The organism is Pseudomonas sp. Pf153, assembly GCF_001269775.1.
GTDB classification, from domain to species: Bacteria; Pseudomonadota; Gammaproteobacteria; order Pseudomonadales; family Pseudomonadaceae; genus Aquipseudomonas; species Aquipseudomonas uvaldensis.
Map to the genome: position 1 here is coordinate 258044 of NZ_LHVL01000025.1, position 25706 is coordinate 283749.

The 25706-nt window shown below is 59.1% G+C and carries 19 protein-coding genes and 1 pseudogene; 6 read left to right on the forward strand and 14 right to left on the reverse strand.

Going from position 1 to position 25706, the window contains the following annotated elements:
• Positions 1–9: 9 nt before the first annotated feature.
• Positions 10–378, reverse strand: a complete 369-nt coding sequence (locus AD666_RS16485; protein WP_053154022.1) for a hypothetical protein — start codon at positions 376–378, stop codon at positions 10–12.
• A 290-nt stretch (positions 379–668) separates the two neighbouring features.
• Between AD666_RS16485 and AD666_RS16490 the strand changes: the two genes are divergently transcribed.
• The 3 genes from AD666_RS16490 to AD666_RS16500 all read left to right on the forward strand — a co-directional run bounded on the left by AD666_RS16490 (position 669) and on the right by AD666_RS16500 (position 5458).
• Entirely contained in the window at positions 669–1655 is a 987-nt protein-coding gene (locus AD666_RS16490) for a fimbrial protein (RefSeq protein ID WP_082339816.1), read from the forward strand.
• A gap of 146 nt (positions 1656–1801) precedes the next feature.
• On the forward strand, positions 1802–3367 hold the full coding sequence (locus tag AD666_RS16495; protein WP_053154026.1) for a M10 family metallopeptidase C-terminal domain-containing protein: 1566 nt from the start codon (positions 1802–1804) through the stop codon (positions 3365–3367).
• Positions 3368–3604: 237 nt separating this feature from the next.
• Entirely contained in the window at positions 3605–5458 is a 1854-nt protein-coding gene (locus tag AD666_RS16500; protein ID WP_053154028.1) for an ABC transporter ATP-binding protein, read from the forward strand.
• 56 nt (positions 5459–5514) lie between these two features.
• On the opposite strand, the gene AD666_RS16505 is transcribed toward AD666_RS16500, so the two are convergent.
• From AD666_RS16505 to AD666_RS16560, 12 genes are all read right to left on the reverse strand, one after another.
• Positions 5515–8688 (reverse strand): hypothetical protein, encoded by a 3174-nt coding sequence (locus AD666_RS16505; RefSeq protein WP_053154031.1) that lies wholly within the window; start codon positions 8686–8688, stop codon positions 5515–5517.
• Positions 8689–8754: 66 nt separating this feature from the next.
• Complete coding sequence (locus AD666_RS16510) at positions 8755–10551, reverse strand: pentapeptide repeat-containing protein (RefSeq protein WP_053154033.1); 1797 nt, start codon at positions 10549–10551, stop codon at positions 8755–8757.
• 238 nt (positions 10552–10789) lie between these two features.
• Positions 10790–11776: a lipase gene (locus tag AD666_RS16515; protein WP_053154035.1), complete on the reverse strand. Its 987-nt coding sequence runs from the start codon at positions 11774–11776 to the stop codon at positions 10790–10792.
• A gap of 123 nt (positions 11777–11899) precedes the next feature.
• Positions 11900–12883: a GlxA family transcriptional regulator gene (locus tag AD666_RS16520; protein ID WP_053154038.1), complete on the reverse strand. Its 984-nt coding sequence runs from the start codon at positions 12881–12883 to the stop codon at positions 11900–11902.
• A gap of 47 nt (positions 12884–12930) precedes the next feature.
• Positions 12931–13767 (reverse strand): proline/glycine betaine ABC transporter permease, encoded by an 837-nt coding sequence (locus tag AD666_RS16525; RefSeq protein ID WP_053154040.1) that lies wholly within the window; start codon positions 13765–13767, stop codon positions 12931–12933.
• Positions 13764–14612: a proline/glycine betaine ABC transporter permease gene (locus tag AD666_RS16530; protein WP_053154043.1), complete on the reverse strand. Its 849-nt coding sequence runs from the start codon at positions 14610–14612 to the stop codon at positions 13764–13766. Before AD666_RS16530 ends, AD666_RS16525 begins: the two co-directional genes overlap by 4 nt.
• A complete protein-coding gene (locus AD666_RS16535; protein ID WP_053154047.1) occupies positions 14609–15727 on the reverse strand; it encodes a glycine betaine/L-proline ABC transporter ATP-binding protein in 1119 nt (372 codons plus the stop codon). The genes AD666_RS16530 and AD666_RS16535 overlap by 4 nt, the downstream gene beginning before the upstream one ends.
• A 75-nt stretch (positions 15728–15802) precedes the next feature.
• The gene (locus AD666_RS16540) at positions 15803–16651 is read right to left on the reverse strand and encodes a glycine betaine ABC transporter substrate-binding protein (RefSeq protein WP_053154050.1); all 849 of its coding nucleotides are present in this window, start codon (positions 16649–16651) and stop codon (positions 15803–15805) included.
• Positions 16652–16723: 72 nt separating this feature from the next.
• Positions 16724–18070, reverse strand: a complete 1347-nt coding sequence (locus AD666_RS16545; protein WP_053154053.1) for an FAD-binding oxidoreductase — start codon at positions 18068–18070, stop codon at positions 16724–16726.
• Positions 18067–19584, reverse strand: a complete 1518-nt coding sequence (locus tag AD666_RS16550; RefSeq protein ID WP_053154055.1) for an aldehyde dehydrogenase — start codon at positions 19582–19584, stop codon at positions 18067–18069. Before AD666_RS16550 ends, AD666_RS16545 begins: the two co-directional genes overlap by 4 nt.
• Positions 19577–20488 carry a dihydrodipicolinate synthase family protein gene (locus AD666_RS16555; RefSeq protein ID WP_053154058.1) on the reverse strand — a complete coding sequence of 304 codons (912 nt, stop codon included), beginning with the start codon at positions 20486–20488 and terminating at the stop codon, positions 19577–19579. The genes AD666_RS16550 and AD666_RS16555 overlap by 8 nt, the downstream gene beginning before the upstream one ends.
• 363 nt (positions 20489–20851) lie before the next feature.
• The gene (locus AD666_RS16560; protein WP_053154062.1) at positions 20852–21817 is read right to left on the reverse strand and encodes a LysR family transcriptional regulator; all 966 of its coding nucleotides are present in this window, start codon (positions 21815–21817) and stop codon (positions 20852–20854) included.
• A gap of 244 nt (positions 21818–22061) precedes the next feature.
• Here AD666_RS16560 and AD666_RS16565 point away from each other — a divergent pair.
• Positions 22062–22580, forward strand: a pseudogene (locus AD666_RS16565) (LysR family transcriptional regulator); the annotation flags it as partial.
• A gap of 134 nt (positions 22581–22714) precedes the next feature.
• On the opposite strand, the gene AD666_RS16570 reads toward AD666_RS16565, so the two are convergent.
• Positions 22715–24511 carry a hypothetical protein gene (locus AD666_RS16570; protein WP_156315951.1) on the reverse strand — a complete coding sequence of 599 codons (1797 nt, stop codon included), beginning with the start codon at positions 24509–24511 and terminating at the stop codon, positions 22715–22717.
• A gap of 437 nt (positions 24512–24948) precedes the next feature.
• Here AD666_RS16570 and yfcF point away from each other — a divergent pair, with 437 nt between their 5' ends.
• Positions 24949–25581 carry a glutathione transferase gene (gene yfcF, locus AD666_RS16575; protein ID WP_053154067.1) on the forward strand — a complete coding sequence of 211 codons (633 nt, stop codon included), beginning with the start codon at positions 24949–24951 and terminating at the stop codon, positions 25579–25581.
• A complete protein-coding gene (locus tag AD666_RS26460) occupies positions 25484–25693 on the forward strand; it encodes a YceK/YidQ family lipoprotein (protein ID WP_156315952.1) in 210 nt (69 codons plus the stop codon). The genes yfcF and AD666_RS26460 overlap by 98 nt, the downstream gene beginning before the upstream one ends.
• Positions 25694–25706: the final 13 nt, after the last annotated feature.

Genomic DNA, 25706 nt, shown 5'->3' on the forward strand with positions numbered 1-25706 from the left:
CGGTGCGCCTCATGGCGCCGTCAGCGTCACCAGCCAGGTGCCATCGAGCACGGGCTTTCCGGCCGCGTCCACCAGGGCGTAGCGCTGATTGTAATAAGGCTCGTCCGTGCCGCTGTCCGCGATCAGGCGTGCCGAGACGCCGGGTGTCTGGTTGCCCTGGCCGCCCATGTGTGTGACATCGAGAGTAGCGCCGCGGGCCGCACGCGGGCATTCGACGAGTTCGATCGCGACGCCGGGGTTCATGTCCGTTCGGCACCCTGGCTCGACGATGCTCCCGGTGAAACGGATAACGCCTTCGGTCAACGCCGGTTCGGCCTGGCACGCCCCGTTCAGGGCCACCCACAGCGACACGCCCATCACTACCTCTTTAACGCCCATAGCGACTGCTCCTTGGCTTGAGTCATCAAGGTCTATGTCGTCAGCGGCAGAGGGATCTTGAGTGTTGTGAAAGAGCTCGGGACCACCGTCCAAGCGATTCCGGCCCCAGCGCAGGCGTGTCCACCCGATCGGTTCGGTGCTGCGGACGTGGAGTATAGGAATCTTCCGATTCCAAAAGCCGACCACAGATCTTATCGTCGAATTCCAATATCCCTGTCCCAGCCTCCGTCAACCTTCCGACTTCAAATCGATCCCCGCGCAGCGTCGCACCCACCCAGAGCAGGTCTTGAATGACACCAGGAAAAACCATAGTACCCATCGTTTTCCTCGCCTTGACGGGCCAGGGAGCAGAGGCAGCCTGTTCCTTTGTGAAAGGACACGGCCTGACCACCATGCAATTCGATTTTCCGCCGACGATATCGGTGCCCCGGGATGCCCCAAATGGAACGGTCCTTTATGAAACGCCGACAAAAACCTTGCAAGGCGTAAACAGTTCCTACACGTGCCCCTCGGGGTATACCTATGGCATCAAAAACAGCCTTGGGACAACGACACCCGGCAACAACATATTCCCGATAGGCAATACAGGCATCGCCTGGCAGTGGATACGCGTCGAAATCAACAACACCCCGGCACGCGGCTACCCCAACATTGATAACGGCCCCTCCGGCACCTGGGGGTGGAATGGCTCCCAGCACGCGCTACGCCTGATAAAGATCGCCGACACCCAGGGCGAGCTGCTGAAGCTTCCTTCGGGAATATATGGCTATTACTACTTCGACAGCATCACGCCCCTGGCGATGAGCGTGACCAGCAGCACCTCCATCGTTGCCCAATCCTGCGACACGCCAGACGTGACCGTGGACATGGGCAAACACAAGCTCAGTTCATTTGCGGAATATGGTTCGCAATCCGCCCCGGTCAGTTTCAATATAAGGGTCAACAACTGCCCCAAGGGCATCAACAAGATTACCTACACACTCGCCCCGACCCCGAACAGTCCCGCATGGAATGCCAGCCTGGGTATCGTCAACCTCAACAATACGTCCACCGCCAAGGGCCTGGGACTGCAACTGCTTGGCAACGACCAGCAACCATTGGAACTCAACAAAAGCTATGTCCTTGGCGAGTCCCCCGCCGCGGGCGGAACCTTCAGCATCCCCCTGACAGCGCGGTATTTGCGCGTCCTGCCCTCGGGAAGCAGCGGGATACTCGATCCTGGCCTGAGCGCAGGAACCGCGAATGCAGACGTCTGGTTCATCATGAATTACCTGTGACGGACGCCCGCTTTCGAGGAGATGCCTGAGCCCCGCTCATCCGTGGCCAGCTGGATTGCCTGCCATGCCAGTTGTCCAGAAACCCTGGCGCATCAATGGTACTGGGCTAGAGTCAACGCTTTGCGATGCTCTAAAGGACTGGAAACATGGCCACCACCTACAGCGCCCCTGGGACGATGATCGTCGATATCGCGGGACATGCGGATAATGCCCAGGACGTGGTGATACAGCCCGATGGCTCGATTCTGATCGCCGGCTTCAGCCAGTACAGCGACGACCTGGACGAGGGCATGGACTTTTCGCTCACCCGCCTTCTTGCCGACGGCAGTCTGGACAAGGACTACGGCAACGCCGGCCGACAGGTGATCCACAAGCAGATCCCTCTCGAAAAGACATACACGCTTCAGGTCCAGGCCGACGGTGCGGTGGTGACTGCCCACGAAGGGCATGACGATACCGCCATCGTCCAGCGCTGGGGGCCGGACGGCAAAGCCGACCTCACCTTCAACAGCAATGCCGCGGCCAGCCTGCCCAGCGGGTTTGGTTCAGCCCCCCTGGTACAGGCCAAGGCCGACGGGGGCGTGCTGGTCAGTGCGCTGGAAGGTCACACTCTGAAAGTGGCCCAGCTGAATGCCGACGGCACCCGGGACATGGCGTTTGGCACGCAAGGCACCTTGACGCTGCAAGCCGACGGCACGTTCGAGTTCATGCAAGGCCTGACCCCGATGGCAGATGGAGGCCTGCTGGTCCAGGGCGCGCCCGGCTTCCAGAACAGCTTGCTCAAGTACACGGCCGATGGGGAATTGGATACCGACTTTGGCGAGGGCGGCATCGCGTCGCTGTCCTTTCTCGGCAGCTACCGTGGCGACGTGGCCATACAGGACGACGGCAAGATCCTGGTGGCCAGCACCAGCACCTTCAAGGATTTTGCCGTGACCCGGCTCAACGCCGATGGCAGCCTGGACCTCAGTTTCGGCAACCAGGGGACGGTCAGCGTCGACCTGCCCGGCGACTCGGCCCTGGCCAGCGAAATCACTTTGCTGGACGATGGCAGGATCCTGCTGGCCGGACACGCCTACGCCAACCATGGCAGTGACTTTGCTGCGGTTCGCCTGAATGCCGATGGCAGCCTTGACACGACGTTCGGCAGCACGGATGGCACCGCCAGACTGGTGGGCTCCTCTGGCGAGGATAAGCTGCAAGGCCTGGAAACCGATGAGATCCTGCGTGGCCTGGCGGGAGACGATCTGCTGCAGGGCAATCTCGGCCGTGACCTGCTTTCCGGTGGCGCGGGAAGCGACGTATTGCGCTATGCCAGCGTGGCCGACAGCTTCCGCTGCGCCGACAGTAGCGGCAGCGATCGCCTGCTCGACTTCAATCCCGACGAAGACCGTATCGATCTCAGTGCCCTGGGCTTCACCGGCATCGGCAACGGATACGACGGGACGCTGGCGATCCGAAACAATGCCGACGACACACGCACTTACCTGAAGAGCTTCGAGGCCAATGGCGACGGACAACGTTTCGAACTGGTGATCGACGGCAACGTTTCCTCCCGGCTCAACGAGAGCAACCTGCTGTTCAGTGCGGCGGACAACAGCGCGCCGGCCAGCGCCGATACTGGCGCGAAGTCCGCTGAGGTGCCCCCGCCGGGGCATGTGGAACTGACGTTGATAGGCACAGGTCCGAACCTGCATACGGACGTGGTCTGATCGGGTCACGGGCCAACCTTAGCTGGCGCCACTGCTCGCCGGGCAAGGCGTGACACGGTTCGCCCTTCAGCCCCCACTCGCCCCTCTCGTGAGGCTTTGCGGTGCAATGGGTCGGCCAATCATGGGCTCATGTCCGGTTTCGTCCAGGTACGCCTTGGCGCGCCGCCCCTGTCTCGCGGCCCCTCAGGCAGCCGTTAAGTGGCAAAATCCCCTATCAAGAACTTTCCGGAGACCCCAATGCTTCGTGTGTTTGAACGAAGACTCGACCCTTTCCCACCCGATGAAGCACCACCTCCCCCTGTCGGTCTGGTCCGCTTCCTGTGGGCCTGCACCCGGGGCGCTCGCGGCTATGTCCTGGTGTTCGCGCTGCTCAGTGCCGGGGTGTCGATCTACGAAGCCTGGTTGTTTTCCTTTCTGGGACAAGTCGTGGACCTGCTCTCGACCTGGCAAGCGGGCGGCGACGCGCAGGGACAGGAAAGCCGGGTGTTGTGGGGCATCGGCATCGTGTTGCTCGCCAGCATCGGGTTGGTGGCGCTGCGCACCATGGTTCAGCACCAGGTATTGGCGATCAATCTGCCGTTGCGGCTGCGCTGGGATTTCCATCGCCTGATGCTGCGCCAGAGCCTTTCGTTTTTTTCCGACGAGTTCTCCGGACGGGTGACGACCAAGGTGATGCAGACGGCCCTCGCCGTGCGCGAGGTACTGTTCACTGTCATCGAAATCGCCCCCGGCATCGGGGTGTACTTTATTGCGATCATCGCCCTGGCCGGTGGCTTCGCCCTGAAACTGATGCTGCCGTTCATGGCCTGGGTCGCATTGTTCGGCCTGGCCATGCTGTACTTCGTGCCACGCCTGGGGCAAGTCGGACAGGAACAGGCCCATGCGCGGTCGTCGATGACCGGGCGCATCTCCGATGCCTACACCAACATCACCACGGTAAAGCTGTTTTCGCACTCCAAGCGTGAGGCGCACTTCGCCCGTGCGGCCATGGAAGATTTCAAGCTCACCGGCTTTCGCCAGATGCGCCTGGTAAGCCAGTTCGAAATCGTCAACCAGGCGCTGGTGGTCGCGCTGATTCTCGGCGCCGGCGGCTATGCCTTGTGGTTGTGGCACCAGGGCGAAGTCGGCACCGGGGCCGTGGCAGCAATCACGGCCATGGCGCTGCGGATCAACGGCATGTCCCACTGGATCATGTGGCAAATGACCTCGCTGTTCGAGAGCATCGGCACCGTGCAGGATGGCATGGCGACATTGACCCGCGGCCCCAAGGTCGTGGATGCACCCGATGCCGGCGTACTGGTGCCCACTGGCGGTGCGGTGACCTTCGACAATGTCCGCTTCAACTACAACGGTGAACGCCAGGTGCTCGATGGCCTGAGCCTGGACATCCGTCCGGGGGAAAAGATCGGCCTGGTGGGCCGCTCCGGCGCCGGCAAATCGACCCTGATCAATCTGCTGCTGCGCTTCTATGACGTGGACAGCGGTGAGATTCGCATCGACGGCCAGAACATCGCCCAGGTCACGCAAGACAGCCTGCGCAGCGCCATCGGCATGGTCACCCAGGACACCTCGCTGCTGCACCGCTCCATTCGCGACAATATCGCCTACGGTCGTCCGGATGCGACCGAAGAACAGATCCGCAGGGCAGCGGCCAATGCCCAGGCCGATGGCTTCATCCGTCAACTGAGCGACCGACAAGGCCATTCAGGCTATGACACGCTGGTGGGTGAGCGCGGCATCAAGCTGTCGGGCGGGCAACGCCAACGCATCGCTATCGCGCGGGTGATGCTCAAGAACGCCCCGATCCTGTTGCTGGACGAGGCCACCAGCGCGCTGGATTCGGAAGTCGAAGTCGCCATCCAGGAAAGCCTCGATGAAATGATGGAGGGCAAGACGGTCATTGCCATCGCCCATCGACTGTCAACCATCGCCGCCATGGACCGGCTGATTGTCATGGACGAGGGACGCATCGTCGAACAAGGCACCCACGCCGAACTGCTGGCGAAGAACGGCACTTATGCGCGGTTGTGGCACCATCAGAGCGGTGGGTTCCTGGGTGAGGATCGGGGGGTGCTTGAAGCGGTGGAATAACCATCCCACCGCTATCGCGGGCAAGCCGTGCTCCCACAGGTTGGCGCAAACTCATTTCAACTGGACGGAGCCGGCGGCATCCAATGGCTGATCGAGGGCTCGGGCTTGCCGTCCGCGCCGTGGATCAGCTCGTAGTTGAGCGCATATACGTTCCGGTCCAGGCTGACGGTGAGCTTGCCGGCGGCGACGCCTTGCGTTGACACCAAAAGATCGCCCTGCGGCGTGTAGATATCCATGTAGTAGTCATCCGGCGAACTGCCGTCGTCGGTATAGGAGAGCACGTAGACATACCCCTTGGCCTCCACGTCCAGGTCGAGATAAGTCGCCTGTCCACGGGCGTTCAGCGCCAACGTCGACGAGGTCTTGTCCTGGAAGTACTTGACCGGATTACCGTGGATGTCAAACGCCTGCACCCGTGCGTTGTCGGCTTCGAGCACCATCACTACACCATCCAGACCGATGGCGATCGCTACCGGATCCGACAGCAGCCCCTCCCGCGAGCCCTTGCCGCAGAGCAGGCAGGCGTCCGGGGCTTCACCATCCGCGACGGGTGCGCTCGACAGCTCGCATCGCAGCAGTTTGCTTCGCCCGGTACTGATGGCAAATACATAACCCTGCGGGTGCAGGACGAAATCGTCCAGTGGGATACCCGCCGGGAATCGACCATAGCTCTGCCCCACCCCGGACTGAAGAGGAGCGCATTTCGCTTCGTTGTCATAGCTCAGCGTGACTTTGCGAAGATGAACATACGACGGTGCGTCATACTCGCTACCGGCTGCAATCGGGTTGCCGTCGAGAAAGAAGTTTCTCCCCGACCCGTCCGACGGGCTCACCAGGTCGTAGCAGATGCCGGACTTGCCGGTATAGCCGACGTCGAGTGGCTGGTAGGCCTGCTCCGGTGGCGCGAGAAGTGACACGTTCTGCACCGTGTACATGGCATCGATCGACCGGGGGTTGGTCGGGAGGTTTTCCGGAATGTTCAGATGAGTGGCCTGCCAGCCGTAGCCGATCGACGCGGGGCCCTGCGCCAGGGTAATGCTCGTCAGGCTGAGCAGATCCGAGCCGGAGGTCGCCGTGGCCGTCGGCAGCGGCGCGCCCTTGCTCCACACGTGCGCACCGCCCTCGTAGACCAGCTTCTCCACGTGCTCGTAGACCGAGCTTTTGGTCAGTGGAGGCAAGCTGTTCTTGATCTCCAGGTCCGGTATCACCAGCGTGCTGCCGTCCGTGCCCAACGCGGGTGTCCAGTCAGTGCCCCCTTTGCCCGCAACCCATCCGTCGTCGGCGTAGAAAATGGCAGTCACCTTCAACTTTCCTCCACCCGGAACGCCCTTGAAACTGATCGGGATGGGTTGGTTGTTCGTCCCCTGCGACAACGAAAACGTCTTGGAAGGGACCGTCACCTGGCTGTCGTACGAGACAGTGACCACGTAATGCGTCGCCTGCATGGGGAAGTAATGGAACTGCGAGTCCGGCATGAGGGTGATATTCAGATCGATGGTCCTCGTCACCGTTGAGGTATAGATCGGCGCGGCCTCAAGCACCTCGAATATCGTCTGGCCAAGCTGCACAGCGGTAATCGCCGCGTTGACCGCTTCCAGGGCCAGGTCCACGAATGGGATCGCCTCCTCCAGGGCCCCTTGCGCGATAAACTCCAGCAACATCGCCTTCAAGCCTGTCTTCCACAACAAGGGCCCGATGATGTTGGCCAGCTTGAGGAGAACCTCCTTGATTCCGCCCGTCAATGCGTAGTCGATGATCGCCGCGTCGATCGTCGCCAAGACACCCAGGATCCCAACGTAGACCGCGTTGTCCTTCAGCAGATTGGTGACGAACTCCGTCTTCATCAAGGCGGCCCCCGCGGCGAGCGCGATGATCGGGATCGCATACTCGAAGGTTGCCGTCATGAAGATGCCCAGGAGACAGATATGCCGGTCGGTATGCCCGGGGCCGAAAATCCCAAGGCCCGCCAGATGGATGTTCACCGCGTTGGCCGCGTCCGGCACGGGGAACGACAGCGTCATATCGGTGACATCGATAGGGATACCGGCGATCTCATCGATGGGCCCGACTCGGTCGAGGTACTTGGTTGTGGCGGTGCCGCTGAACATACTGGGAACCGAAACCGCCGGCCATGAATCCGGTGGCGCGACGGGAGTGCCGCGGGCATCCAGGAACTCGATGTAGGCTCCCAGGTGCCTGAGCCACTGGTTCTCCACCGTCACGGACATGTTGCTGCCGTCGTACTTCACGCTGGCAGGGTCGACCACGACGCCCAGGCCCGGGGTCAGGTTCTTCAATTGCCATTGGGAGTCCTGGTCACGCCGGCGCATTGAATGAGTGCCGGCCGTGCCCTGGTACTCGCTCGATACGACACCCTCGAACACTTTCCACAGCGCGCCGCGAAGGTATTCATCCTGCCGGGATAACTGGATCGCCAGTGGCAATGTACTCGACACGGCCATCCGCACGCCCTCGTTGAGCTTGGACGTATAGAGCGGTTTGTCGCCGTCGTACACCTGCTGTTTATTCCAGTCGAGCAGCGGTACTTTTTTCTGCCACGCGTCACCGGCTCCGTTGATCGTATCCACCAAGGTGTTGGCATCATTGGCAATCGCCTCCTTGATGCAGCTTTCCTTGATATACGCCGGGATGGCACCGCCGTTGTCACCACTGAGATTCAGCAGGCTCGGGTGATGGAAAAGCACGGCCACCGCGGCCTCCATGGCCTCGACGTAATTATCGACGTGGTCCGGGAAATCGCCCTCCAGGACCAGCGGTTCGAGATGTTCCGACGTGATGCCGTACCTGGCGAGTTTGTCGCGTGCCGAAGCGAGTACGTCCTTGCCGCGCCTCTTCATTTCTTCCCGTGCAGCCGCTCTGCCGGCCTTGGGAACGTGCAAGAACATGGAGAGGGTGTTGCGGATCGATCCCTCACCGGTTCCCGTGGACACGGTGACCAGTGCCGGGCGGTTCGAGGGGACGGGAAGGTCCTCGATGTAATGCGTGACGTGCTCCTGAGCAAGCAGGGCCAGGAAAGGCGTGTCCTGGCTGGCCCGTGCCAGGGTCTGCGGCGTGTGACGTTCGAGCCGGTATTGCCTCAGATTCGCGTGCAGGAGCACGTCGTCCGGGTCCTTGCAGTGCCGGAGGTCGAAGTGCAGCGTGCGCGTCTCGGTCGGTCCGGGCAGTTTGTCCGTGCGCCGGCCGGCCGCCCCATCATTCCCTTGATTCATGATTGCTTCCCTGTTATCGATGATATTGGATGCGAACGTTCGCGCAGGATATGTCGTGTCTCGCGGTCAGCTGTGGTCGTTGTAATGCCAGTCGCTCATGGGGGCGTCGTTGGCGTGCCACATAGTGCCGGTGCACGGCCCTGTCTGGCCGTTCGGGCACGTCGCGTCAATGGTGTTCTCCGGCAGCTGTGTGATGCCGTACGTAAGCTGGGTCGTATCTTCCCGGCCGCCATGGACATTCAAGGTGCCTTCCTCTGTGCTGACGGCCGCTCCCGTGAAATTGACGCCCTTTGTGTTCGCACCGGAAAAATCGACCCCTTGAAGACACGCGCTCGCGAACGAGCAGGCGCGTTGATCATCCACGGTCGCCAGATCGACACCGACGAATTTGGCGTTGATGAGGCACGCTCCGTCGAAGGTGGCACCCACAGCATTCTGTCCACTTACACCCGAGAAATTAGCCGCGAAGAGGTACGCCCCCGTGAAGTCCACCTGTTTGATGGTCGCATCGACCAGCGTCGCTTTGCCGCCATACAAGTAGCAGAACGGCATCATGGCGTACGACAGGTCCGCGTTGCTGAATGTGGCATTGAGCAGGTACGCACCGCTCAGATTACAGCGGTGCTTGCCGTCCGGTGTCGAGAAGGTGGCATGGTCGAACTTGGTGTAGGACAGGTCCGCGTTCACCAGGTTGGCGCCCCCGAGCTGAGCGTTGGAAAAGTCCGAGTAGCTGATGCTTGGAGAGCCCACGGCACCGAACTGCACGCCGGTCAGCACGGCATATTTTGCGATCAGATTATCGAGCGTCCCATCGAGGATCGCCGCGCCCGGGTGGTCGGGATCTTCCATCATGAACTGGACACCGTCCATCTGTGCATAGCTCCAGACGTAGATATCATCATCCTCGCCGTCGAACTCATGCGTGAGGATCTTGTTCACCCGGGCGTTCGAAAAAATAGTTCGGTTTGTCTCAGCTCGAGTGATGCAGATGGGCTTGGTGAGATCCGAAAGGGTCGCCAGGGACAGGTCGGCGCCTGTCAGGTCAGCGCCTTCCAAGTTACAGTTGTCGAACACTGCCCCTGAAAAGTCGCATCCTTTCAGGCTGGCGTTGCTGAAATCGACGTCCTTGAGCGAGGCGTTACAAAAGCTCGCGCCATCCAACTTGCAACCGCGAAAATTACTGCCATCAAGCACCGCCTCCGGGAAATTCGCGGTGCCCGAAAAGGTGACATTGCTCAGATTGCTGTTTGTCACCCGGGTACCGGAGAAATCAGCATTGTTCAGGAACAGATACCCGAAGTCGGTCTGGTCGTAAGTCTGCTTGTTCAGGTCCCATGCAGCCGGGAGTAGCTGCTTCGTCGTGAGAGGTGCAGACACGTTGGCAAACTCCACGGCCTTCGCCACATCTGTCCAGACGACCGTCTTGTCCAGGATGTCCATATAGAAGACCGATACAACCGACTTGCCTTGGACGAGCTCCATCCAGATGGTGTTATTCATTGGCGGGATCCCGTACTTGGTGCCGCTCGACAGAGCAAGGGTCGCAGGTGTGTCTGGAGAGGTAAGCGCAACATAGAAATCGCCTGCGGCACCGCCCGGAATCGAGCTGCCAAAGTCCAACCACACCCCGTCGTGCACCGATTGGACCTGAAGCCAGTTGTGGCCGCCCAGGCTGACAGTGTCGGGGGTGAAGCTATCCCCCAGGTAAAAGGCAAATAAGGTCGCGTCTTTCAAGTCGCCGTTGTCCGATAGCTGACAGGCCAACGAATCACCCTGGCGGTAGGCGAACCAGGTACTGGTATTAATAACGTTGGTGAGGTAGTAACAGCCGATGTAAGTTTTCACGGCGTTCGGGTTGGTCATTTCAGCTTCCTCATCGGCTGGTCCGCGGTGGCGAGAAAACACAAAAAACAGAATCCGGCATCAGACATAGTTGCTCCGCAATTAATCGCCGATTGATGAGCGAGAAAAAACTACGGTTCTTGGCAGAAGACGATTCAAGCACCGTTGCAATTAGAAAGTTTCCGGATATCCGAGTGGCAGGCTTCCCATGGAAGGCCTCTGCCTGCCACCCGAATATCAGGACAGCGAAACTATTCCATTAACTGCCGGACGGCGGCATCGGTATATCGCCAGGCTGCAAACCCAGCAGTGTCATGTACTCGTAGATGTGCTGATAGCCGGACTGAGACTCGTAGCTTTTGCAATCGGAATTGGGTTTCCCACAGAGCCGCAGTTCCATGTTCGCGCTGCCCATTCCCCATTGCGTATAGTTCAGGTTGTTATTCACAACCTTGTCGATGTTGGAGCACACCGAATTCTTCATGAAGTCATCAATGGCGTTGTCATAGACCGTCAGGGAGAAATTAAGCGAAGTGGCGCACCACGCCATCGGAACGACATCCAGGCTGTTGTAGATGCGCAACGCATGACCGGCCATTTGCTTATTGAAATAGCTCGCGAAAAGACCGTCGCCCGCCGTGGGGGCGGCAAAGGTTTCACAAAAGTAGTTAAAGCCCGGAAATTTGTCTTTCAGATAAAGCGCGACCACCGACATCAGCGCGCCGCCGAGGCTATGACCGACCAAGCGGATGTTCGTCCCACTTTTCTGCTTCCCTAGAAAATCGCACAGCGTGTCCTGAGAACCGACAGTAGGTGCCGTCGTCAGTATCGCGCCCACACCCTTTGCAGTGCCCTCGGCGATACTCGCCGTCACCTGGCAGCCCGGGATAACACTCTGCAATGACACCATGGGGAAAATATCCAGATCGTCCACCTGATCCTTCATGGAGTCGATGAGTGTCCCACTGGTCACGACGACGAGGTTGTTCTCATTGTTCCTGTCGGCCAGCACCACGGTAATGTGCGCCACGTGCTCGCCATCCGGCACCAGCGCGGGGCCCCAGACGATGTCATAACCGCCGCCTACCTTGGAGGCCTTGAGACGCGTAAGAATATTGTCCGAAACCTGACTCGACGTCGGGTTCTTCATGTCTTTCCAGGTCTGAGAATGCAACGCCGCATTGTTGACCACGAAAGCATGCGTAAGGCTGATCTGCCTTTGCAGAAGTGTGTCCGGGGTAGTCATGACTGCTCCTTGTCTCGAAGAAAGTTTTCAAAGGATCCACGAAAACCTTTGGCAGCCGTCGATCCTTCTGGGCCAGCAAGAGCGAGTGTAGTCGCAGTTTTTAAAAATGTGAGTGCTGACGAATCACTTGACCCGCCGTCTCTCCATTGACGGGCGATAGCCAAAATACGAGCTGTAGCACTTGCTGAAATGGCTGGGGGAAACAAACCCACAGGCCACCAGGACCTCCGTTTGCGAAAGCGCCGTGTACTGGAGCAGTCGTCGTGCTTCGGTGATGCGCAGTTCCAGGTAGTAACGTTGAGGGGGTGTGCCCAGCTGTTCCTTGAACAACCGCTCCAGTTGACGGCGGGAGCGTCCGGCATAGCGGGCCAGTTCAGGCATCGCCAACGGTTCTTCCAGGTTCGCTTCCATGAGCGAAATGACTTCGCGCAAGGGCGGGCTCACACATACCAGTGGGGAAGCTTTGATACGCCTGTACCGCGATTCTTCGAATGACAGAATGTCTTCAATGCCATCCACCAGCGCCTTGCCATGCAGTCCGCCTACCCAGCTCAACGCCATCTGGAAAGCGCCCGCCGGACTCGACGCGGTGAGCCGATCCTTGTCGATGACCAAAGCGTCACTGGTCACCTGAGTCGCCTTGGCAAGTTCCGCGAGCGCCGGTCGGTGCTCCGGATGAATGGCGCACCGGTAGCCATCGAGCAAACCGGCAACGCCGAGGAACCACGATCCATTCCATAACCCCGCCAGGCTGATGCCGAGCCAGGACGCGCCTTGCAGCAACGCGATCAGGCCATCATCGGCCTTCAGCTCGGTCCGATAACCGCCGCAGATCACCAACAGATCCAGCCCCCGCAGCGTTTCCCGAGCCAGTACCGCATCGGGACGAATCACCAGCCCGAGATCACTGACGACCTCGGCGCCGTCCAGCCCGAATGTGGTGGTCGAGAACAGGCCAGGCCGCAACAGATTCGCGGTCACGAGGGTGTCCAGGAACTGCGTGAACGCCGGTAACGAAAAATGCTCGAGCAAAAGAAAGCCTGCGCGGGTTTCTCGTGCGGGTGTTGCCCTTTCTTCCGGCAGGAAGCGAAGGTTTTTACCTTGCATCACTCCGCTGAACTGACGCCGTGTGATCACTGACTGCCTCGCCTCGCTCAAACAAGCTTACGCGGCGAATGGCGTTGCAGTGCGCCGCGCGACAGCCGATCCAGCAGCAACGCCACCGCGACGATCGCCAGACCGGCGCGCAAGCCCAGTCCCATCTCCATTCGAGTGAGACCCCGCGTCACTTCGGCGCCCAGCCCACCTGCCCCCACCAGCCCCGCCAATACCACCATCGCGAGCGAGAGCAGGATGCATTGGTTAAGGCCCACCAAAAGGGTCGGCGCGGCCGTTGGCAGTTCGATCTTGAACAGGATGTCCCGCGGCGATGCGCCTGAGGCCTGTCCAAGCTCCAACAGCTCCTTGGGCAACTGCTTGAACGCCAGGGTGGTCAGTCGGAGCATCGGTGGGATGCCGTAGACAATCGTAGCGATGATCGCCGGCACACGTCCCAGGCTGAACAACATCACCGCAGGGATCAGGTACACCCAGGGCGGGACGGTTTGCATGATGTTCAGAACCGGTAGAAGCGCTGCATCGACACGTTTTATCCGCGCGGCCAGGACGCCCAAAGGGAACGCGATGGCGACCGAGATGAGCACCGCCACCGCGACCAGGGCGATGGTTTGCATGGAGGCGCGCCAGAGCCCCGAGAACAAACAGAAGGCCAGCATCACAGCGGCATACGCCGCCACTTTCTTGTTGGCGAAAAACACCGCCGCCATGACCACCAGGCCAATGAGGACGTAGGGATGAGGAGCGAGCAATACGCTTTCCACTGCACCCAGGGTCGTTTCGATGACCTTGCTGATGACGACGAACAACCCGTGGAAATTGGCGTTGAGCCAATCGACGACGGGTGCCAGAAAGGCGCCGGGAGAAAAGTTCATGGTTGCTCTCCGTTGGGTGCTCGAACGGCGCTTTGCGCCAGCCGGTCCAGAATCATGGTCAGGATCACGATGGCGATGGCCGCGTTGATGGACTTGGCAATATCCAGTGTGCGGACCGCACCATAGATGGACTCACCCAGGCCTCCCGATCCAACGATGCCGGCAATCACTACCATGCCGAACGCCATCATCAGGCTCTGGTTCACACCGGCCATGATGCTGGGAAGCGCGAACGGCAAGCGGATCTTGTAGAACATCTGCCAACCGGTAACGCCGCTGGCGTCGCCCAGTTCGATGAAGGCCTTGGGCGTCATGCGAATGCCCAGCGACGTCAGGCGAAACGCCGGTGGCACCGCCACGATGAAGGTTGCCAGCAGCGCGGTGGCCGGGCCATACCCCAGCAAGGCAATTGCCGGTAGCAGATAGATATAAGGCGGCATCGTCTGGATCAGATCCAGGCAGGGGTCTACGACACGATCAATGGACGGTGCGAGCCCCGCCAATACGCCCAGGGGTATAGCCACCAGTAAGGCCAGGAACGTAGCCGTCAGTACCAAGGAAAGGGTGCTTGCCGTTTCTGCCCACAAACCGATAAAGGCACAAAACAACAACGCCAGCCCGGACAGGATCGCGAAGCGCCTGCCGACGGCGCGCCAACCGATCAGCGCGATCAACAGCGCAATGACATAAGACGGTGGTGACGCAATGCACCACAAGACCGCTTTATAAACGCCGGCCAGCGCCGCGTTCATGGCGTCGAATACGAACTCACCGTTGTCTGCAAGCCAGCCAAGCCCGGCGTCTATCGCAGCGTCGAACTGACTGGAAAAGTCGGGCGTGTTCATGGGGAAACCTCCGCCATCGCATTGCACGAACGCTCAGTGAATTCGTTTGGAATCCCCTGGACGCCCCGCAGTAGGTCACGCGGCGTGATGATCCCGACCACCGCGCCGGCGTCGACGACTGCCAATGCATCACGCTCGGACTTCATCGTCAGGCCGATCAACTCATTGATGTCGGCGTTGAGCGTGGTCTTGAGCAACCTTGAGATATCACAGCCAGGGTTCGCGGCCCGGTATGACTCCACCGGCGTCATCACCGAATGAGCCTTGACCAGATGCAGGCGCGAAATGCCCGCAACGAACTCCGCGACGTAGTCGTCCGCAGGATTGAGCACGATGTCTTCCGCCGTGCCAACTTGAATGATGACGCCGTCTTTCATGATCGCGATGCGATCACCAATGCGGATCGCTTCATCCAGATCATGGGTGATGAATACCGCAGACTTTCCCAGCTCCTTGGTCAACTGACGGAACTCATCCTGCAGTTGACGGCGGATCAACGGATCGAGCGCGCTGAATGGTTCGTCCATCAAGATGACTTCGGGATCCGCCGTAATGGCCCGGGCGAGCCCGACGCGTTGCTGCATGCCACCGGACAACTCGCTCGGGTAACGTGAAGCCCAGTCGGTGAGCCCTACCTTGGCCAACGCACGTTCTGCGACCTTGTAGCGTTCGGCCTTGCCGACGCCCTGGACTTCCAGGCCGAAGGCGGTGTTTTCCAGTACGGTACGGTTTGGCAACAACGCGACGCTCTGAAAAACCATGCCGATATTGCGCGCCCTCACATCGCGCAATTGCGCGGGGGTCAATGAGGAAAGATCCTTGCCCTTGACCAGCACTTTCCCCGCACTCGGTGTGATCAGCTTGTTGAGTAGCCTGATCAGCGTGGATTTGCCACTGCCGGACAACCCCATGATGCAGAAGATCTCCGCGCGACGAACCTGGAGACTGACGTCAGAGACGCCGACCACGCAACTGTAGTCCTGCAGGACCTGGGTCTTGCTCAAGCCCCGCTCCACCACAGCCTGCATTGCCGCCGGGGCTCTATTGCCAAAGATTTTCCAGACTGATTGGCAATCTATCAGTACTTCGTTGGTGTCGATATCAGCCGTTGTCATTTTGGTAACCCATCGAGCCAGTGCTTCTGGCTTCTCTCATTGAACGAAAGGCGGCAGTGGCAAACTACGTGCGTCTTAATTCTTCACATTAGCCCAGCGCTTCATCAGCTCGGCATGGTTGTCGGTCCAGTCCTTGACCGCTTCAGCCATGGTTTTACCGTCCTTGACTGCGCTATTGATCTGAGTGATGTCGGCCAGGGGAACGTAAACGCCCGCCATCACTTCACGTGCGTGAGGGTAGCTTTCGGAGAAACCCTTGTGCCCTACCCAGTAGTAACCCTGTGCGGGTGGGAAAACACCCTTTGGATCCTTCAGGAACTTGAGGTCATATTTCTGCGCCATCCAGGACGGTTCCCAGACAGTGACGGCTACCCACTCCTTGCGGTCTACCGCCGACTTCAGCGCTGCGGTCATTGCCGCAGTACTGCCTTCGAGCAACTTGGGCTTGAGGCCGTAACTGTTGACCGCATTTGTGGCATCGCTCATCAAGCCCGAGCCTGGTTCAATGCCGATGATCTTGTTGCCGAACTTATCGGCGTTGTCGTTAAGCTGGTCGATGGAATCGATCGTCACGTACTTCGGTACGGCGATGCCCTGATAGAGCCCGAAGGAAACCGGCGAAAGTTTTTCCAGGCGGTTTTTGTTCTTGTTCCAGTAGTCGTAAGCCGCGTAGTCGATTTGCGACGCCAGCACCTGGATATCCCCTTTGGTCAGGGCGGCGTAGGCAATGCCCCACTCGGAGAACTCGACGACTTTCACGGTGTAGCCGGAATTTTCCAGCGCCTTCTTGGTGATGCCGGTGATGGGCGTCAGGTCTTCCCACGACAATGTTCCCATGGTGATCGTCTTTTCTTCCGCCTGGGCGGACAAACTCATCAGGCCCACCATTGCGAGGGCGCACAGTGCCTTCCACATTTTTTTCATGGTCTTCCTCATCTACCTATCAACAGAGAGTGATGGCTTCCGGGGAACGGAAGCCGTTGTGGTACAGGGCAGTCAACCTTCTCGACCTGCTCTGAGGGCTTGCCAGCGAATGACCGAGCCGACCCCCAGGTTGGTTATTATTTTTGGCGGAAGCTTGCTGGGTTCAGGGCTGCGGCTGAAGGTTTCGAGAAACCTTGAATCCGTCCCGGTTGCCAGCTCAGCAGCCATGACACCTGCCAGCGTACTCTTCACGGTCCCCAGACCATTTTCGCAGCACGCCGAATACAGGTTTTCCTCCACCTCTCCAAACGCCGGAGCACTGTTGCGGCTTAAACAAAGACGTCCGGCCCAACTGAACTCCAGCGGTGTCGATTGCAATTCAGGAAAGCGCGCATCCAGAGAATGTCGTTGCTCCTGCGCCACTTGCGCCACCCGCTTGAGCGAGACCTGAATACTCGGGTCATACGTGAATCGGGTCCGGATGACGATTCGCGACAAGCCATTTGCAGTGACCTTGCGGACCGTCGCTCCCATTGGATCGGCAGGCAACAATGCCCACCGGGCCTGCCCGGTAACGTCACGATTGAACTCAGCATGACTGTAGGCCGCCGTCATCGAAGCGTAGGTGAACACATGCAGCAGGCGGCCCTGAAAGTGGCCGAAATCCTCGACATGACCATTGACCGCGAGGATCACTTTGGCGGCACTGACGCGACCACGATAAGACTTGGCCAGCCAACTGCCCCCCTGACGGGATAACTCGACCACGGGTGAGCGCTCGAACAGGGTGATTTTATCCGCCAGGCCGTGGGCCAGGTCGCGGATGTACTGGGCCGGTTGAATCATCACCGCGCCAGGCGTGCGGAGCCCCCCGTGGTAATAATTCGATCCGGTGATCTCGCGCATCTGGGCGGCATCGAGCAATTCGTACTGCTCACCAATGGCTTGCAGGGATTTGGCGTAATTGAGGTTCAGCTTGATGCCGCGCTCGGTTGCCGCTGCATTGATCTTGCCGGACGGATCGAACGTTTCGGCCGTCATGCCGTACTCCTGCGCCGCTTGCGCCGCGAACTCAATGGCAAACCGGTTCTGCGCAATCTCCAACGCCGTGGCGGACTCGCCGGCGACCGAGTACTCGCCCGATGACAGACTGTGCGGTACGTCGATCATGAAACCCGAGTTCCTACCGGCCGGCCCCTTGGCGATTTCATGGGCATCGACGACGACGATGGAGTCCTGCGGGCGCAACTGGGACAGGCGGCGGGCGGCTGACAATCCGGCAAATCCGGCACCGATGATCAACCAGTCCGCCGTGACATTGCCATCAAGCATGCGCACCGGCGTCACACGCGTCGAGATGGCTTCCCACCCTGAAACCCCGGTATCGACCGGCAAGCGCTTGATGCAATGGTGGCTCATTTTACGGTCTCGTCCACGGAGCGATCCGACACATCGATCCAGATGGTCTTCAGCTCGGTGTACTGGTCATGGGCGAAGATGGACTTGTCTCGACCGCCGAAGCCGGACTCCTTGTAACCACCGAACGGCGTGGACGCATCGCCTTCGCCGAAGCAGTTGACGGTCACGATACCGGCCCGAATCTCACGGGACAGTTTGATCGCCTTGCGCAGGCTGCCGGTGTAGACCGAGGCGGCGAGGCCGTATACCGAGTCGTTTGCCAAGGCAACGGCTTCAGAGATTGAACTGAAGGTGGTGACTGACAGTACAGGACCGAAAATCTCTTCCTGGAACAGCCGGCTTTCCCGGTCGACCCCAACGACAACCGTAGGCTCGACGAAGGCGTCGCCCTCGGTTTCACCGCCGTAGGCCACTTCAAGTTTTCCAGCCGTGGCGTACTCAAGGTATGACTTCACTTTTTCGAAGTGCTCCGGGCTGACCAGGGCCCCTACCCGATTGTGAGGATCCAGTGGATCGCCCATCTTCCATTCACGGATGTAAGCGCCCATGCGCGCCAGCAACTCATCCTTCACCGACTCATGCACCAGCAGGCGTGAGGTCGCCGAGCAGTTCTCGCCCATGTTCCAGAACGCGCCATTGACCACTTGTTCAGCGACCAGATCGAGGTCTTCGGCATCGTCCATGACCACGGCAGGATTCTTGCCGCCGCACTCGAGCACGATGCGCTTGAGGTTCGAATCCGCCGCGTAGTGCAGGAATCGGCGGCCGGTGGCTGTCGAACCGGTAAAGCTCACCATGTCGACATCCTTGTGCAAGCCGATCGGCTCGCCGACATCCTTCCCGGTGCCGGTGACGATGTTCAACACACCGGCCGGCACGCCCGCTTCGAAGGCCAACTCGGCGACCCGCAGCGTGGTCAGGCTGGTTTGCTCGGCGGGCTTGACAATGACTGAGCAACCGGCGGCAAGCGCCGGGCCAATCTTCCAGGCCAGCATCAGCAACGGGAAATTCCAGGGCAGTACACAACCGACCACACCAATCGGCTCACGTACCACCAGGGCAAGTGCTCCATCACCGACTGGCGCGGTGTTGTCGTAAATCTTGTCGATCAACTCGGCATGCCAGCGCAACGTATGGACGGTGTCCGGTACATCCACCAGTTGGCATTCGCGCACCGGCTTGCCGCTGTCCAGGCTTTCAAGGACCGCCAGTTCATGGCTATTGACCTCCAGCAGTTTGGCAAACTTCAACAGGACGGCCTTGCGCTCGCCGGGCGGCAACGACCTCCAGCGACCATCCTCAGAAGCCTCCCTGGCTTTGCTGACGGCGTAATTCACGTCATCGGCGTTGCAGGCGGCGACTTCGGCAAGCACCTCGCCCGTAGCGGGATTGCTGGTGATAAACGTATTGCCCGAAAGCGCGGGCTTGAACGAGCCATTGATGAATGCGTTAGAGGGAAACGACATCGATTTGGCGATGGCTGCATATTCAGCCGCGGTCAATAGATCACGCATGGTTGGCTCCCGAAGTAATGTGGGCGACGGTGCGCTTCACATGAGTGATAACAGTCTGAAGGCTGCGTTTGTCCTCTGAGTTCAATGGCCGCAGCGGCGCACGTACATCGCCCACGTTGAGCCCATTCAGTTCACAACCAAACTTTATCGACTGCACAAACTTTCCGCCGTCCAGTGCGTTCATCAACGGCATCATCGCGGACATGATTTGACGTCCCTTATCGTAGTTCTTCTCGACCACGCAGGCCTCATATAACGCCACATGTTCTCTGGGCAGAAAGTTGGAACCGGCACACACCCAACTTCTCGCCCCCCAGGCGAAAAATTCCAGTGCCTGATCATCCCAGCCACAGGACAGTGCGATATGTGGAAATTCACGAGCGAGCAAGTGCACGCGTCCCATATCACCGGAACTTTCCTTGATCGCGATAACGTTTTTCGACCTGCCGACGCGTGCGAGGTATTCCTCGTTCATTTGTACGCACATCCGACCTGGATAGTTGTAAAGCATGATCGGCATGTTGGCCGCACGATCGATGGTCAACGCATGAATGGCGTTTTCCTGATCGGTCGGGAGCGCATAGGGAGGCGTTGTCACAAGGATGGCGTCGGCCTTGATGGCCCTGGCGTCTTCGGCAAACAACACGGCATCTTCGGTTCGGATCGCACCGGTGCCAATGATGAGTTGCACACTGTTGTTTATGACATCCTTGGCATGAGCTGCAAGTTTCAGACGCTCTTCGGCGGTTTGCGCATAATACTCGCCCGTCGAGCCTCCAATAATAATGCCATGCACTTTCGCTTCCACCAGATATTCCAGAACTTCTGCAAATACGTTCCAGTCGATTTCACCACCAGGCTTATGAGGCGTGACGGCGGGTGTATAAATACCTTCGAATCTCACGACAACTTCTCCGAATATGAATGACCGGAAGTATCAACGAGCGCAACGGCCTGCGCTCTTCGAAGCACGGTATAAACTTCCATTATTTGAGGCGTCATCAGAACACTGTCTATAGCGCTGGCTGACAGTACTCGATGCAGGGCAGACCGGCTTTCGCCGTTTAAAACCTTATCAGACCGTATCTATCCCAATTGGCAGTGACGACGGCTTCTTATTTTCAAACCTACGAATATGGCAGTCGTAAGTCCTTGAGGCATTATTCTGGTTACGCCGAGTGGTGCTTGCGGCTTGGACCAAGATTACGTCTTGGCCTTGCGCATCGACAAGAAACCTTTATGCCGATCAATGCATAACAAAATGTTATCAATCGGCGTTACGGCCGAATTGGGACAGCAGCCAGTCCCTGAGCCGACAGCAGGCCTCATCCGTCTGGCGATCTTCCCTGAAGGTCAGATAATGCAAGCTCTCTTTGAGCACCATCTCATCGGCGACCGGGCGGACCAGCGCGCCGCTCTCGATCAGGTGCGCTACCAGATGGTTCCAGCCGAGCGCCACCCCTTGATGGGTCAACACCATGCTGATGATGAGGTTGTAATCGTTGGCATTGAGCACGTGAGGACTGTCATGCGGACGCTCGTCCATGACAATACGGTGGAAAGCAAACCAGACTCCCCAATCGACGTGCTCGGCGACCTGGGCGCGCCCATAGGGGCTCAGGTTCAACAGAACACCATCGCGCAGGGCTTCCAGGCTCGACAATTCGGGATGATCGGCCAGGTATCGGGGCGTGCATACCGGATAAATGACATCGTGAAACAACGGATAGCTACGGTAGCCATCCTGGATCCTGGCCATCTTGGTGATGAAGATGTCGGGCTTGATCCCAGGCTCCATCGACAGGAAATTCTGGGTAGTGATGAAATTAAGATCGATGTCAGGATTCTGGGAAAAGAATGTCGGCAGCCTCGCCGACAACCACAGTGCAGAGAACGCCGGGGAGCAGCAGAGCGTCAGGATCTTCTTGCCGGAGTTTTTCGTCCGGATGCGTTCGGCCGCTTGTGAAATATTGACGAAAGACATCTGGGCCGCGTCGAAAAAAATCACCCCTGCCTCGGTCAGCTCCACCGCCCGGCCAACCCGTTTGAACAAATTGACCCCGAGATATCCCTCCAGCTCCCGAATCTGTCGGCTGATGGCGGCCTGGGTAACGCACAAGGCTTCCGCCGCACGGGTAAAGCTTTGGTATTTCGCAGCCGCTACGAACGACTTCACCGCTTTGAGGGACGGCATTTTCAGCAGCGTCATGTCGGGTTCGATGTGCTTGACCATAACCTGGTGTATTGATATCCGGTTCGGGACCCGAGGGCCTGCAAGAAAAGGGGGTAATTGATTGGCTTGGGGAGCGCAAGGAAGAGATTAACGGAAATTGCCATGCCGGCTGTAGCCCTGGTGTCCCGCATGCAGTTCAATCAGCCCACGATGGCCAACTTCTCATCCCCTCCCCCCTGAGATGCTCTAACATGAGCCAATGTTCATGCCTCTCATTTCCAGAGACTCGCCGGATAGCCAATACATGAGAGATCTGCCACCGACCGCTACATTGCGTGCCTTCGAAGTCGCCACCCGACACACAACCTTTACCTCTGCAGCCAATGAGCTGCATGTGACTCGAAGCGCGGTCAGCCCCCAGCTCAGGCATCTCGAAGAGCTTTGGGGATTGCGGTTGTTCGAACGTGGCGAGTCGCTCGGCCTCACGGCAGCAGGGGCGACGCTGGCGCCCATCGTAAGGAAATTCTTCATGAGCCTCGAGGCCACCCTGGCCGATCTTCGCGGACAGAAAGGCAGGGGCCGGCTTGAAGTCAGCACCACGTACTCCTTCGCCCTGAAATGGCTGCTGCCACGCTTGCCGAGTCTCTCTCGGCAGTGGACATATTGAAGCCGAAATCAGCGATGGCCGGCTGGTGCGGTTGTTCGACGTGCCATTCCCGTCCCCCTTGCCTACTATTTCGTCTGTCCAAAGGGCATCGAATCGCAGCCGCACATCGTCAGCTTCCGTCAGTGGTTGATCGGCAAGGCACTGAAGGTCCAAAGGATTTGGGATGCATTAAAGTCTGCTCATGGAAGGATGAGGAGACTCTGGGTAGCAGCTGGAAGCGGGTTCACACTCACCCAATACAGCCCCCGTCCGCTGCCACGTCCGGGGACTGTCAATCTCTGTGATGAAGCTCAGGACGTCAAAATGGGCGCCAACTCGTTGGTAATGACCGGCTGCGAGAACCCGCACGTTGAGTTCATCTCGCTGACTATGGCGTTGGATGAATACACCTGCACCTGACCGTGGGTGTCCGTAGAACCGGCGAGCGCATAGCCTGCCTTCAGGTCAATCATCGAGGCACTGACAATCGCATCCGACTGGTTGTACACCCACGTCTGGGGCCCGATCACGCCGATCTGGGTCTGTTGAAGGAAGAACTGGGTATAGAGCTGCTCCTTGGTGAACGTCCCCAGCCAGCCGGTCGTCACGCCAAAGCCGTCGTTGGAGAATAGGTTGTACACCAACGAGGGCGGTGGATACTCGGGACTGCTGCTGGCGAGCAACTGCATCCACCACTCATTGAGCGTGACGTAATCGTCCACCTGTTGCGCATCGTTGTACCAGACCGACAGATCGCTATCGCTGCTGGCAATGTACTTCGAGCAATCGCCGCCGGGGGCGGTCACCGACGCAACGGTGCCGTACCACCACTGCTTGTCCGCCGGCCGATTCTGGTAAGTGCGCGACCAGATGCCGAACAACTGCGCGGTGATCTGGACCTTCAGGTTGTCCAGATAGCTCACCTCCAGCTGCTGCGACAGTTGCGCCCAATAGCTGTCACCGTTGACGACCTCTGCCGGGGTATTGGCGAGCAGCCCGAGGGTGATGCTGCGTCCCGAGAGCGGATCGTCGTACGTGGATTGCCACAGCGTCTGCAAATCGTCTCCGGTTGCCTGTTGCAACTTGTCGTGCAACTGGGTGACGTAGTTGATCGTGGCATTGGACGCGGCGACGAGCATGGTCTGGTATTGCTCGAGCGAGAATGTACCGCCGCTGCTCTTGGTCGCGTCGAGGGCCACCTGCACCCCCGACGAGACGAGCGCCGCCAGCGGCCCGCCGACACCCGGAATGGCATTGAGGCAAACCTGCACGGCACCGAACAGGCAATCGGTAAGAATCTGCAACGTCGGATCGGCAATCGCCGGGGCGGTAAAATCGACGAAGACCCCGGAGGACAGCGATGAGGAGACACTCTCGCAGGTTTGCAGCGACAAGAACGTGCGGTGCAGCAACTTGAGCACGGTGGTGACGTTCTCGGCGCTCGCGTCGGGCACCGCACCGAGGTCATAGGCCGGGATACCGATCAGGCCACGGTTCGTGGTGTATTCCCAGGTCGGCCAGCCGGCGGCGAAGCCCAGGTTGTTGGCCACTCGCATGACGGCATTGGCCCAGACCGCCGGATCCATCAGATTGATCAGCTTGGCCGGTTGTTGGAGTGAAAAATACAGCTGGGTGTTCGGCGCATCGTAGAACGTCAGGGTCGGGTAGCTCGGGGTGAACACCAGCGCATTGAACGTCTCGCCATCGTTGACATACATCGGGATCGCGAGCTGATTGGAACCGTTTTCCTCAAGCTGCGCCCAGTGCATGACGCCTTGTCCGCAACTCCGTGGGTCGGTCAAGTCATAGCCGGCCAGATCGCTCAGTGGAATCTGCATCACTTGCAATCCAGGATGCGGCAGGAAGCCGATGACGCCCCAGGTACCATCGCCCACTTCCCATGTCGGGATAGCGCCGGCAAAGCCCTGCCCCGGTGCCCAGTTCATCACGGTGGCGACCGCATATTGCCCCATGGGTAATGAGGCGTCGGACGGCGCGTACTGCGCCAATGCGCTGGTACTGACATCTTGCCATTGGACGAGCGGCGTTGCTGACGACAAAAGCGGAAGCGCTTTCGAATCGGTAAGAAAGGCTTGCAGTGTATTCACGACAGTTCTCCTACGCGCAGTGTGGACAGCAATAGTCGCCGTGGACTTGCACGACGACCGGGAAATGCGCCGGTTGGCGCAAGCTCTTATGGAAACTTTTCAATGAAAGGCCCGAGTGCAAACCCAGCTGAGTCATTTACTCGAAGATGCGCTGGCAGCCGGATTGAGACTCATGGGTTGTGCAATCGCAAGAGAGTCAGGGGAAGTCATGACAGCTCCTTGTCTTGAAGAAAGTTTTCAAGGACCCAACGAAAACCTGTGGCAGCCGTCGATCCTTCCTGGCCAGCAAAAACGAGTGTAGACGCAGTTTTTTCGGGCGTAAGAGCGATGCTGACTGAGCGCTATTCCGGCCAGGAATACCCCCATGAAAAACCTGAATTGTATTTATGATGCGCGAACTCGTAGCGTGGGCCCTTCATACATAAGGAGATGCCCCCGTGACCCAGTCCCGCCTGCGCCTGTACGTTGACGCCCAGTTCTGCAGCCCCTATGCCATGTCTGTTTTCGTGGCACTTCGTGAAAAGGGCATCGACTTTGAAATGAACCCCATAGACCTCGGTGCGTCCGAAAACCTGGCCGAGAACTATTCGAGCCTTTCGCTGACCCAGCGGGTGCCGACCCTGGTGCATGACGACTTCGCCTTGTCCGAATCATCGGCGATCACCGAGTACCTGGAAGAGGCTTTCCCGCTGACCCCGGTTTATCCGCAGGATCGATTCCAACGGGCGAAGGCACGACAAGTACAGGCATGGTTGCGCAGTGACCTGCTCCCGATCCGACAGGAGCGTTCGACACTGGTGGTGTTCTACGGGGTCAAATCGGCGCCTTTGTCGCCAACGGCCGAGTCGGCAGCGCGCAAGCTGGTGAGTGCCGCACAAGCGCTGCTGGCCGACAACCCGGAATACCTGTTCGGCCAATGGTCGGTTGCCGACGTTGACCTGGCGGTGATGCTCAACCGACTGATACTCAACGGTGACTCCGTGCCCGGCGCGCTGGTGGAATACGCACAGCGCCAGTGGCAACGACCCACGGTGCAGGAATGGGTCAAGCTGCAACGTCCTGCGCTGTAGAAGACACGCAGATACAGCCGACGACGCCAGGGCCACGAGCGCCCTGCCGCCGTTTGCAATCATCGACCCGCCATCCGGCTTCGTCGCCGATACGCTGATCCTGCCCCGCTGAGATGTTCTAACAT